The organism is Flammeovirga pectinis, assembly GCF_003970675.1.
GTDB classification, from domain to species: domain Bacteria; phylum Bacteroidota; class Bacteroidia; order Cytophagales; family Flammeovirgaceae; genus Flammeovirga; species Flammeovirga pectinis.
The window spans coordinates 3,991,051-4,003,696 of sequence record NZ_CP034562.1; the positions used below are offsets into that span (position 1 = coordinate 3,991,051).

A 12,646-nucleotide genomic window follows, 5' to 3' on the forward strand; every position below is an offset into this window, starting at 1 on the left:
TCACTTCGCATACATTATATATATTAAAGTCATAGCGAAATTTATTAGGATATATATTAACGGTTATACTCACTATTAAATAATCGTTTAAATCATAACGTTCTTTTATAAAATTCATCATTATTCTTTTGGTATAGATATATTAATCGGATTTATATTTTTGTAAAATAAGAAATTATCAGAAGGTTTCCTCTGCTCTCCGTTGTTTAAGGTACTGTCTTAAAATATCAACATCCAAAAGATTATACTTCTTACCATGATAATTGGAGTTAGTTATAACGCTATAAATATTATCGTTTATGGGTTTTAAGTCTCAGACTTAAATCAGTGGATAAGTTCTTAGTGACGCCTATCGGCTTAACACGAAGAACAGAGTAGTTAGTACTTACCATATTCGTACCAACCCAAATTCTTTCATTGGTTGAAAAATATCACCCCTTCGTTGAAATAATTCATATTGCACTTCATTCTTTTCTTTATTTGTTATCATCAAGTAAACTACATATTTATCTACTCCATCATCCAACAATCAATGAAGTCTATATTTTTTCTATTCTTAATTTTTATAAGCCTATCTGCACAAGCGCAAAGCATTCAAATTTCTGGAACAATTACAGGTAATGATACAAAAGAACCTTTAGTGAATGGGTTGATTACTATCTCGAATGGGGAGCAGAAATATCAGGTACTTTCTAATCTTGATGGACAGTATAAAATTACATTAAAAGAAGCTGGGAAATATACACTTGAAGCCATGTTTTTAGGGTATAAAAATTATACTTCTGAAATAACAATTACAGATCAAGCTACACAACAATTTGATGTTATTTTGCACTCCATGTTTACTGAACTTTCGGAGGTAGAAATTGTTGGAGAAGTACCAATTGTGATTAAAGAAGATACAATTCAGTTTTCATCGAGTAGTTATAAAACACATGAAGATGCCACTGCTGAAGAACTCGTGACTAAAATTCCAGGGGTGGAAAAGGATAATGATGGAAATATTACGGCAGAAGGAGAAAAAGTTAAGAAAATTTTAGTGGATGGAAAAGAGTTTTTTGGAGATGACCCTAAAAGTGCTATGAACAATCTCCCTGCAGAAATGATTGATTATGTACAGATTATTGACCAAAAAAGTGATCAGGCAGAGTTCACAGGCTTTGATGATGGACAAAGAAGTAAAACCATCAATTTTGTGACTAAAAAAGATGCGAAATACGCGTATTTTGGAAAAGCGGAAGCTGGTTATGGAACGGATGAAAGGTATAGCGCTGCTGGAAATATCAATATTTTCAAGGGCGATCAACGGCTTTCATTTACAGGTTTGAGTAATAATGTCAATCAACAAGGTTTTATGTCTGACAATCTTACTTCTGGTCCTAAAAGAGGTAGAAGAGGAAAAAGAGGTGGAGGAAATTCTTCTCCTTCAAACAATATAACAGCAAAATCAAATGGTATTAATACTTCTCATTCTTTAGGAACTAATTATATAGATAAATGGGGTGAAAAAATAGATGTTTCTGGTAGTTATACTTATAAAATTGTAGACAATGAAACAGATGAAACGTCTAGTACTGAGTATCTCATCTCGGAAGGTACAAATCAAATTGTTGATGAGATCTTAAATGTAGATTCTCATAAAGAAAATCATAATTTAAATTTCAGAATGGACTATAATGTAAGTCCAAATACTACCATAAGAATAAGACCTATTGTAAAATTTGAAAATGGAAATGGAGTCAATCAAAGTTTATCTACTACTGCATTAAAAGAAGGAGAAAAGCTCAATAGTTCTGCCATGTCAGATTTTAATACGACAAATTCCGCTGATATTAATAATAGCTTTTTACTACGTCATAAATTCAATGATAATGGACGAACATTAACTTTAGACTGGAAAGTATATTATCATAATGACGATACTTACCAAGATGTATTTACAAACATCAATTACTACGAAAGTAATGGAACAGAAAATGATTCTACAGCTCAAAGGATTTTAGGTGATACAGAAAAATTTAGAACTTCTGCTGATCTTATTTTCACTGAAAAACTGGCAAAGAATTTACAATTGAAATTGAATTATTTTCAGAGTTGGGAACAGCAAGATGCGGATAGAAAAACATATGATATTATGGATGATGCCAACAATGGCGATTTCATTGAAGACCTATCCAATACGTTTACCTCTAAACAAACTATTTATAGACCTGAAACGGGGTTAGTATTCAAAAAAGACAAACTGAATATCACAACTTCTCTTCAGTACCAGTATTCCACTTTACATAATGAAAGCATTTATCCAACTTCCGAAACAACTACTACAAACTTCGGACATTGGTTACCTTCTGTTTTCTTTAATTATTCTTTTTCAAGAAGTAAAAGGATTAAATTTTCGTATCAAAAAAATGTATCCTTGCCTAATGTATCAAACCTACAATCTGTTGTAGATTATAGTGACCCTCTAAATATAACTTCAGGAAATCCTTATTTAGAAGGAGAAGACAGCCATGTTTTAAGGTTGAATTTTAAGAATTTCAATATAGCAAGGAAAGAGCTTTTCTTTGTGAATATCACTGCTCAACAAACAGACAACAAGATTACACAATACACTTTTATTGCACAAAATGATACTACTATTAATAATGTCCCTCTAAAAAAAGGTTCGTCTTATACCTACCCAATTAATTTGGATGGATATATAAATGCAAGAGGAGTAATGGTTTATTCAAAACCTATCAAACCTATAAAGACTAATGTATCATCTATAACCACTGCTGGTTATACTCGAAATGTGGGAATAACCAATGATGTCACTTCTTTTACCTACGACAGTTCATTAGGTCAGGGTGTTAAATTCGCTAGTAATATCAGTAAAAATGTAGATTTTAATATCTCAGGAATGATGACATATCATTGGATTAGCAATAATGAAAATGCATCATTAAATGGTAATTATTTACATAGTATGATCAAGACAAGCATTAATGTTGAGCCAATACAAAGGTTGATTCTGAATACTTCATTTATAGGTAATATCTACAATGGAGACGATGATCTTATCCAAGATAATATCTATAAATGGAATGCTGCCATTGCTTATAAATTATTCAAAAAGCGACAAGGTGAAATCCGATTTACTGTCTCTGATATATTAAATCAAAATAGTAGCATCAGCAGAACAGTTACTGAAAATGCTATTCAGACGAGTACTTATAATGTACTTCCTAGATATTTTATGGTTTCTCTTATCTATCGTCCTAAAGGAAAAACAAATCCTAAAAAAGGCGGTAGAGGAAGAGATTTTATGCGTCTTTAATTCTCAAATTTTATAAAAAATAAAAACAACATCATGAAAAAATTTATTGTAACAGCTTTTATTCTATGCGTAAGTATAATTGGTTATGCTCAAAGAGGTTTCTCATCATTTTCACCAAAAGAGCTACCTGAGGTGATAACGGAACAAATGACATTAGATAAGGATACTGAAAAAAAACTGAATAAATCTTATATCAAATTGCAAGAAGATGTAATCAATACAATGATTCTTGCCAAACAAGAAGGAGAGGTAGATAAAGCAACAATCAAAAAAGAAATAGGAGATATTAGAGCAAAACACCTCAAAAAAGCCAAAGGACTTTTAGATGAAAAAGATTATTCAACATACAGTTCGTTTGTATTGATGGAACGCAAAGAACGTCAAGAATATATCGTTCAGTTAAAATTAAAACTTACTCCAGATCAGAAAGAAAAATTTGATGCTATAAATGCTTCGAATGAGCAAGTAATTGCAAAAATCAGAAAGGAACATAGAGGAGATAGAGAAGGAATGAAAGAAGCTTTAATGCCAATCATGAAACAACAATATCAAATGTATGCTCAGTTTCTAACAGAAGAACAAATGGAAATTCTTAAATCTTTAAGAAAGATGAAAAAAGGAAGAGAGCAAAGATAATATGCACATTAGAGATGGTAAATAGTAGTTTAAACTGGCAATTGTGTTTCTGTTGTCACTTTTTTTGTACTCTATCCATAAGTATCAATAATCCATTTTTATAAAAATTGAAGTGAATTGATATTATTATATGACTATAAATGATATCCTTATTGGGTAAAATTTTGGCTTTTATTCGGAAAAACAAATCCTATTCACTGCGTTTAAATTGTTATATAAAAACAAAAATTTTAAGACAATGAAAATGAGATTACTACTATCTAAAGTTACATTCTTTTTGACAATTATTTGTTTCGCTTCATGCACTACAAATAATGAAGTAGAACCAGACTACCCTGTACAAGGTACTATAGATTACCATTATTATATCACAACTTTGGGTGTTGCTGAAAACAAACAACTTGTCAATGTTTACAATACTGAAAAATCAGAAAAAATAGAAGATCTAAAATTATTCTCAATCGGTAAAAATCAATTTATTAGTGTCTATTTACAAGATGGTAGTAAAGTTGATATTGTTACTGAAAGAGAGGGTGGAAACTTATATGATATTATTTACGCTAATGGTATTTCAATTGAAGATTTAGGTTATCAAATAAGAAGCTATTTTAATGATAATGATGAAGTTATTCTTTTGAAAACATCAATAAAAGTTGTTCATGAGATCCTAAGTAACCAACCATAAATAATAAGCTATTCTTAGCCTGTTATAAGTTCCAATTTAAGTATATACAAGCCTTTAAAAATTAGGTGTATACTTAAATTGGAACTTCTTTTTTTAGATAAAAAGAGAACTCTACGAAATAGACAACAACTAAAAGAATTGATAATTTAATGGCTCTATTTACTTTATTAAACACTTCCTGCATTTTTTAAATCCATCTACACAATGTTAAGACCTATCTTTAGTTAAATATCACATTATCAGAGCCAATCAAATTTTATTATTACTTAATTTTAGCATCTTATTAACAACCAGTTCTGAATTTATTTAAGCTTAAAACGTTGAAATCATTAAAAACGAGTTTTACTACACTCATTTTATTTGCAATTACATCTACTATACATTTTGCTAATACTACCGATAGTTTAAAACAGAAACTATCAGAAACTTTCAACCCTGTAGAAAGGGGAGAACTAATGTATGAGTTAGGAAATCATTTTCTACGTGTAGATATGAATAGAGCATTAGATTATGCAGAAGATGGAATTATGCTCTATAAAGAAAATAAAGACCTTAAATTATTAGGTCAGTTATACCATCTAAAAGGAAATATTCTTCTATTAAAAGGACAAACTTTAAAAGCTAGAAGTGCTTATTTTGAAGCGATACAGTCTTTCCGTAAAACACACAATAGAGAATTAGAAGTAAGATCTTTAACTAATCTCTGTCAGGTTTATCAAATTGAAAAAGATTATGATAAAGCTCTTATTGAATACGATAAAGCAATTGAAAATGTAAAAGACCTTTCTATTGACGTACAAAATGAATTATTACCTCATCTTTTATTAAATAAAGGTACGCTGTATGATGCAATCAATGAATACGAAAATGCCATTCATCTTTTTAACGAAGTTATTCGAATGTGTACTTCAGAAAGTCAGCAAATCATGAAAGGAAAAGCATTACATAACCTTTCTAATCAATATGCAAATCAAAAAAGGTATGTTGATGCTCAAGAAGTTTTGGATGCATCTTATAAAATTAAACAAGCATTAGGGGATACAAGGGGAGAAATAAACTCATTATTGGCTTTTGCACACATTGCATCTCAGCAAGGGTTTATTAATAAAGCTGAAACATTTTACATTACTGCCCTTCATAAGGGAGAAACATTAAAATCTCCTGTAGACATTAAAAATGTATATAATAGTCTTTATCTTTTATTCGAAAAAATTGATACTAAAAAAGCATTCTACTACTTCAGGGAATTCAAAAAAGTTTCTGACGATTTACTAAAGCAAGAATACAGTAAAAGCATTACTGATTTAGAAGAAGACCAACAAGAAGTTTTAGAGAATATTGAATTAGTACATGAAAAAGAAGAACAGGAAAAAATCACATGGCTATTATCTTGTATTTTTATTGGTATAATTCTGTTTATTTTAATGATCTTAAGAGTACAAAGACTAAGAGCAATCAATGCCCAACAGAACGAAGAAAAAGCTACAATTGCCAAAGAATTAGCTATTGTTGAACATCAATTTACACAGGAACAAAATAATGCTTTACAAAGTCAGGTAGAGTTTAAGGATAAAGAACTTACTACTAATATTATGCACTTGATGCAACAAAATGAGCTTATCAATAAAGTCTCTGAAGATTTATTACAAATTGATACTTCGTTAGATGCTTCAAACAAAAAGAAAATTAGAGGTATTGTTTACAATTTACAAAATGCTAATCAAGGGGAAGTTTGGAAAGAACTAGAATATAGATTTGAACAGGTTCACTCTGCATTTTTTGATAATCTTAATAAAAAGCATCCTACATTATCTCCTAACGAAAAGAAGTTATGTGCCTATTTAAAGTTAAATTTAAGTACTAAAGATATTTCAAACATTACGCATCAAAGTGTAAAGTCTATCCAGATAGCTCGTTATAGATTACGTAAGAAATTAGAAATTACAAACACCGATATAGATTTCCAGACTTTCTTTGATAGTATTGTTGATAGTGAGTAGTTTTTTATATCCTTGTGGTGGTTATTATCAATTACTTACCTTATTTTAGTTGGATAGGTATTAATATGACAAATTGTAAACTTAAAGCAGGCAAATAAAATTCTAAGTCTTGAAAAAATTATACTACAGAAAATTTAAGAATAAATCTATTTATGATTTAGAAGACATTAGTAAAAACACTACTATATATGACCCTATTGCAATTGATGTAGCTTTAGAATTAATTCACAAAAAAAAGATAGAATATAAGATTCAAACAGAAAGTGATGATAATGCTGGTATGATGCTCAAAGAAGTAAAAGCTTTTTTAAGTAATTATTCTTGGCGAGAATTATTATCATATTGTGTATCCCTAACAATGATACTCAGTATACAAACTGCTGTAAGCTTCTATCAACATGAGTACTCTTTAAGTACAACAAGAACACTCTTTCTTCTATTAATTTCTGGGATAGTAATAAATCATATTTTGTACTTTATTAGACTTTATCACGGTTAATTTATTAAAGTTCTGAATCTAATCCTTAAGTTATGTAATCCAACACCTATTTTTATCAGGTAATCATGTATTTCGGAAGACCTAAGGTTTATTTTTTGACTTAAAACTTTAAGACGTTTCACACCTGAAAAAGCATGTTCCACTCTAATTCTTAAACTGGATATTCCTTTATTAATCTGTTTTTGAAGAGGTGATAGTTTCACTTTTTTAGATGTTTTATAGGGGAGAATTACATTTTCGTGTTCTTTATCTGCACCTAAAAAGCCTAAGTCTACAAGTATATTTATAGAGGATTCTTTCACGATAATATCATCCCATATACTTTTATCATGGGCACTTCCTTCATAAGTGTTACTGATAAAATGAATGAAACCACTTTCATCTGTGAAAGCAAGGTTTTTAACAGTGTGAGCCTTCTTCTTTCCACTATAAAACTCCTTTTGAACATCATAATCTATACTTCTATTGATTTGCCTTTCAGTAACATCACAAAGTATTGAATTTAAATTTGAAGGTATTATAAATGGCTCATTTGAATCGGGTAATAAAAAGCATTTACGTAAACTTTCAATCAGAATTGGTAATAGAAAGTTAACCCATTCACTTACTTTGGCTTGACTTATTTTAAAGTAGGAACCAAAAAACACCTGTCTAGGATGTTCTTTTAGATAGATTAGAATGAATTCTAATTTTTTGGAACTACCATAAAGACTTGAAAGACGAGATTCTTTAAACTTTGGATAAGCTCTTTTCTTTCCTTTTAATGTGTAGTTAGAAATTTTCATTTCAACTTGATATGAAAACTCTTTCAATAAAAAATCAAATTCCGTTTGAGTTAATGAGGTTAATGAATTAATTTTATCCAAAATGGCTAAGGTTATAATAGTTTTGTTTGTGTAGGAACTACAAAACTAAAACTTTAAGCCATTTTTTCTTTTTATAAGAAATTAACCGTGATAAACTCTATTAAAGGTTTATTGTTAGCTAAATAATTTGAGCGTATTGGTTTAAAGACTAATGCGCTCTTTTTTTTGTTAAAATGATTAGAAATCGTTAACAGCAAATTGATGCCCAACCCTACGTTGTTATTGTCTTAGCTATGAATAAAATAGAAAGACATGAACAAAAATATATACTCAATACTAATAATAGTTTTACTTGGCTTAGGTGCGTTTAGTTGCAATAAAAGTGACGAAAATGTACTTACATTAGCCCCTAAATTAGAAATTATAAATCATAAAGACATTATAAAAGTATCACCGTTTGATACTGTTTCAGTGGTTTTAAAAGCTGCTGCACAAGGTAATTATGAGCTGAGAGAAATTAATAATGACGATAGATATTTAAGTAAATTTGGCCTTAATTCTAACTCTAATGGTAAAGTTGCTAATGCAACCTATAAGTTTATTTCCGAGGGAAAAAAAGGTACTTACGATTATGTTTTTTCTGTAAAATCTACAACCGGACTTATTCAAAAGGTAGTACAAAAAGTAGAAGTAATAACAGATGCGTCTAGTATTACTATTGATGGTGATAGTTATAAGAAAAAATTTAATGCAGAGGATAAAGTAATACTAACTGGTACGATTACAACTGTTAAAGATTTCTCACATATTTATTTTAGTACAAGTTTGTCTAGAAGTACTGTAGATATCGTTTCTCAAAATGCGATAATACAAAGTAATTACACGAGTAAAAATATTAAAATACTCGAAACAAAACTTGTAGATATAGATAAGAAGGGTGTAAGAACATTTACATTTAAAATAGAAGTTACAATACCAGATCTTGTTGAACTTAATAATAATTTAAAATCAACATCCAAATTCCTTAATAATTTAAATGTCTCTAAGGGTGAACCAAATTATTACGATGATTTTTCTATTAAAGTAACTTACACAGATGAAAATACAGTGTACTATAATAATAAAGGTAGTCACGATGTATCACAATCTTGGGAACATACTTTTGATATAAATTAATTCTCAATACTAAAGATAATCACTAAGGGTTAGGATCTAGATTCTAACCCTTTACTCATATTTCTTCTCTAAAAAAGGTCTTTAAGTAGTGGATTCCTCTAATTTATAATCATTTATTATATGAAATACACATTTCTGTAAGTAATATTTTGAATTGTTTATTGACTAACGAACTCTACTTAAAAACCTAATAAATAAAACCTATCTCAAATTTATCAAAAACACTCTCATCAATGCGTAAATTTTTACATTTAAAAGTTCTGCTTTTAATGTTACTTAGTATATCCTGTTCTAAAAAGGATGAAGTATTACGAAAAGGAACAGTTTCCTTATCTCTAAATGCTAATAGTAATGTAACAGTCGTTCATTTCCGTCAGGCTTCTTCAATTAATGTGTCATCATTTTCAATTAATATTTTTGATAATAATGATAAGTTAGTTAAAGAATTTCCTTCATATAAAGACTTTCCAGATCAGTTTTACCTTAATCAAGGTACTTATAAACTAGTAGCACAATCTAGTCCTGTAACTACAGCTGCATTCTCTAGCCCGTATTATTATGGTACTACAGACTTTAAGGTTACAGACCTTAAGTCTACTAAAATAGACCTTACTTGTGTTATTGCGAACATTAAAGCATCTGTAAAATACACCTCAGATTTTATAGATATTTTTGGTGAGGTGTACACAGAAATTGAAAACAAAAGTGGGAAATTGACTTTTGAAAATGGGGAACTAAAAGAAGGGTATTTTAGCCCGGACCCAATTACAATTAAACTGTATAAAAAGGCAACAAAAAAGCTTCTGATTTCTAGAACATTTAATGATGTAAAACCTAAGGACTTTTACAGATTTACATTTGAACCTTCAAAAGCAACAGGTGGTATCAGTGTTGTTGTAGACGAAACTGTAATAGATAAGAATGTAGAATTTAGAATTCCAGAGAAATGGCTAGAAGTAAATACACCAACAGTACAAGGTGTTGGAATTGATCTAGCTCAAGAACAAGAAATTGTTGAAGGAAACACAAAACAAACAGTAGTGAAAATTAAAGCAGAAGGAGGAATAAAATCATTAAAAGTATTTGTTAAGTCAGCAAATCTTCTAAATGAAGGATGGCCAGATGCCATAAATTTTACTCAACTTTCTCAATCTGATATTGATTTTCTTTTAGATAAAGGTATTAGTTATCCGACTGTTATTAATGGAGCAAACGAAGTCGAAATTGATTTTTCAGGATTCATTAATTCTTTAGAAGCCGGACAAGGTGTAGAAGATATATTTAGTTTTGGATTTGATGTAGAAGATAATTTCTATCAGAGGGATGCTACAAAATCATTAAACTTAAAAATAATTCCAGCTCAGTTTACAGTTAACTTAGACGAAGGGGATGTTTGGGTTGCTAAAGCAACTATAAATGTAACCATCACAGAAGGAAACAAGGATTTTGTGACTGTTTTCTATCAAGAAAAAGGAAAGTCTGTTTGGTTAAAATCAAAAAGTTATACGACATTAAATAATAAAGATTATACTTATTTATTAACGGGGTTATCTTCTAACAAAGAATATCGTGTTAAAGCAGTCTATAATAAGAACTCATCTTCTGAATTAACTTTTAAAACGGAAGAAGAAAGACAACTACCTAATGCAAAAATGGAAGATTGGTATTATGATGTTGTTGCACCTAGTCATTGGATAGGATATGCAGAAATAAGAAAGTACATACCAAACTCAAGAGGTCAATCTAACTGGAGTACCGTCAATGAGAAAACAACAGAACATAGAGGTTCTTTCCGATATAATTATAACTCTTTATCTGGTACTTATAATAGTTCAGACTCTTACAAAGGGAGTAATGCAGCAGAAATTGTAACGGTAGGTTTTGGTAGTGGAACTACAAATGCTGGCGGTGCAAGTATAGTTAAGAAACGAGCTTCAGGTCAGTTGTTTATTGGTAGCTATTCTTATAGTGGTGGTTCTGAAAGTTTTAATTATGGAATGCCATTTACGTCAAGACCAACATCATTTAAAGGTTATTACAAATATTCACCTTATGGAAATGATGAATTTTCTGTAGAAATTGTAATAGAAAATAGAGATAATGGAACGGTAACAGAATTGGCCAGAGAGCAATATATTTCTGGTTCAAAACAAGAAAGTTACACGCAATTTAGTATTCCAATAAATTACTCTAATACTACATTAAAGGCAACACATATGTATGTTGTTATAAAATCATCTATTAAAAGTTTAGATACTAGAGTTGTGAATGGTAAACATTTAGGAAGTACACTTCTTGTCGACGAACTCTCATTAAACTACAACTAATAATACTTCAATTATGAAAATAAAATCATATAGTTATATAGTAATTACAACCTTAACATTAATTTTAATTGGTTGTAATATGCTAGAAGGAGAAACTGAAATTCCTTCAGCAAAAGGATCTTTAGCATTAAATATGTCTGGGGATGGGACATTAATTCCTGTCTCATTTTTAAGAGAAAAAAACACAGTAGATGTTTCAAATTATTGTGTAGAAATACGAGATACGAATGGTGTTCTTGTAAAGTTTTATGAGAAATATGCAGATGTTCCAGATAAAATAGATATTCGTAAGGGTACTTATTTAATAAAGGCATCATCTGATTTAAACCAGTTAGATGCAATATTTGATTGTCCTTATTATGAAGGGACAACTACTGTGGAAGTTAAATCTGGGAAAGTAGTAGAAGCAAAGGTCATCTGTTCACTTATTAATATGAAAGTGAATATTTCTTATTCATCTGATTTTGATACATATTTTAGTACTTATGAAGCTATAGTTACCAATGGTAAAATTGGTGGAGAATTAATCTTTTCAAAGAATGAGGTGAGAAGTGCTTACTTTTTACCAAGCCCATTGACAATAACTTTAAATGTTACTTCGAAAGATGGATTAACAAATTTCCGAAAGGAATTTTTAATTAGTGATGTTTCTGCAAAAGATTATCACGAGATAAAGTTTAGCCCTTACATTGGTGTTGGAGATGCATCTTTAACTATCAAAATTGATGATAAAATGAATGAAAAAGATGTTGTGATTACAGGACCTTCAACATTACCTCCAGACGCATTAGAGGTTGAAGGTGATGGTTTTGACATTGGTAAAGAATTTGAAATTAATAAAGGAGAAACTCCTACTGTTAAAATAAATATAGAAGCACCAAAGTTAATTCAACATTTAATTGTTACAATTGATAGTAGAAAACTAACAAAAGAAGAATTAGTAAAAGTAGGTTTAGATGACACTTTCGATTTGGCAACAATAGACCCCACATCACCTCTTGGGACTAATTTAAAAAATCTAGGTTTTATTTCAGACGATCCTATTCAAGGTAAAGATAGAATGGTTTTTAATTTAAGTCAGTTTATGCCAATGCTAGCTTTATTTGGTGCAGAAACACACCGTTTCAATATTAAAGTTATTGACAAAGATGGTGTAGAAATAGAAAAAACATTGACAATTAAAATAAATGCATAGAAA

Annotated in this window: 9 protein-coding genes; 8 read left to right on the plus strand and 1 reads right to left on the minus strand. The window is 29.7% G+C overall.

The window, feature by feature from the left end; all coding sequences use genetic code 11:
• The first annotated feature begins 532 nt into the window (after positions 1-532).
• The 5 genes from EI427_RS16180 to EI427_RS16200 all read left to right on the plus strand — a co-directional run bounded on the left by EI427_RS16180 (position 533) and on the right by EI427_RS16200 (position 7,139).
• Positions 533-3,319, plus strand: coding sequence for an outer membrane beta-barrel protein (locus EI427_RS16180; RefSeq protein ID WP_126616666.1), 2,787 nt, complete (start codon positions 533-535; stop codon positions 3,317-3,319).
• A 33-nt stretch (positions 3,320-3,352) separates the two neighbouring features.
• The gene (locus EI427_RS16185) at positions 3,353-3,955 is read left to right on the plus strand and encodes a hypothetical protein (protein ID WP_126616668.1); all 603 of its coding nucleotides are present in this window, start codon (positions 3,353-3,355) and stop codon (positions 3,953-3,955) included.
• Between the two features lie 244 nt (positions 3,956-4,199).
• The gene (locus EI427_RS16190) at positions 4,200-4,640 is read left to right on the plus strand and encodes a hypothetical protein (RefSeq protein ID WP_170178505.1); all 441 of its coding nucleotides are present in this window, start codon (positions 4,200-4,202) and stop codon (positions 4,638-4,640) included.
• A 320-nt stretch (positions 4,641-4,960) separates the two neighbouring features.
• Positions 4,961-6,640 carry a tetratricopeptide repeat protein gene (locus EI427_RS16195; protein WP_126616672.1) on the plus strand — a complete coding sequence of 560 codons (1,680 nt, stop codon included), beginning with the start codon at positions 4,961-4,963 and terminating at the stop codon, positions 6,638-6,640.
• 109 nt (positions 6,641-6,749) lie between these two features.
• Positions 6,750-7,139, plus strand: a complete 390-nt coding sequence (locus tag EI427_RS16200; protein WP_126616674.1) for a hypothetical protein — start codon at positions 6,750-6,752, stop codon at positions 7,137-7,139.
• Here EI427_RS16200 and EI427_RS16205 read toward each other — a convergent pair.
• On the minus strand, positions 7,136-8,005 hold the full coding sequence (locus tag EI427_RS16205; RefSeq protein ID WP_126610724.1) for a transposase family protein: 870 nt from the start codon (positions 8,003-8,005) through the stop codon (positions 7,136-7,138). The two genes, EI427_RS16200 and EI427_RS16205, sit on opposite strands and share 4 nt — an antisense overlap.
• 252 nt (positions 8,006-8,257) lie before the next feature.
• On the opposite strand from EI427_RS16205, the gene EI427_RS16210 reads away from it, so the two are divergent.
• From EI427_RS16210 to EI427_RS16220, 3 genes are all read left to right on the plus strand, one after another.
• Positions 8,258-9,121: a hypothetical protein gene (locus EI427_RS16210; protein ID WP_126616676.1), complete on the plus strand. Its 864-nt coding sequence runs from the start codon at positions 8,258-8,260 to the stop codon at positions 9,119-9,121.
• A gap of 233 nt (positions 9,122-9,354) precedes the next feature.
• A complete protein-coding gene (locus tag EI427_RS16215; RefSeq protein ID WP_126616678.1) occupies positions 9,355-11,448 on the plus strand; it encodes a DUF4493 domain-containing protein in 2,094 nt (697 codons plus the stop codon).
• Between the two features lie 13 nt (positions 11,449-11,461).
• Positions 11,462-12,643 (plus strand): DUF4493 domain-containing protein, encoded by a 1,182-nt coding sequence (locus tag EI427_RS16220; protein ID WP_126616680.1) that lies wholly within the window; start codon positions 11,462-11,464, stop codon positions 12,641-12,643.
• Positions 12,644-12,646 lie beyond the last annotated feature (3 nt).

Coding starts and splice junctions, on each gene's coding strand:
- EI427_RS16220 (WP_126616680.1), top strand. CDS start 11,462: ATGAAAATAAAATCATATAGTTATATAGTAATTACAACCTTAACATTA.
- EI427_RS16215 (WP_126616678.1), top strand. CDS start 9,355: ATGCGTAAATTTTTACATTTAAAAGTTCTGCTTTTAATGTTACTTAGT.
- EI427_RS16190 (WP_170178505.1), top strand. CDS start 4,200: ATGAGATTACTACTATCTAAAGTTACATTCTTTTTGACAATTATTTGT.
- EI427_RS16185 (WP_126616668.1), top strand. CDS start 3,353: ATGAAAAAATTTATTGTAACAGCTTTTATTCTATGCGTAAGTATAATT.
- EI427_RS16180 (WP_126616666.1), top strand. CDS start 533: ATGAAGTCTATATTTTTTCTATTCTTAATTTTTATAAGCCTATCTGCA.
- EI427_RS16210 (WP_126616676.1), top strand. CDS start 8,258: ATGAACAAAAATATATACTCAATACTAATAATAGTTTTACTTGGCTTA.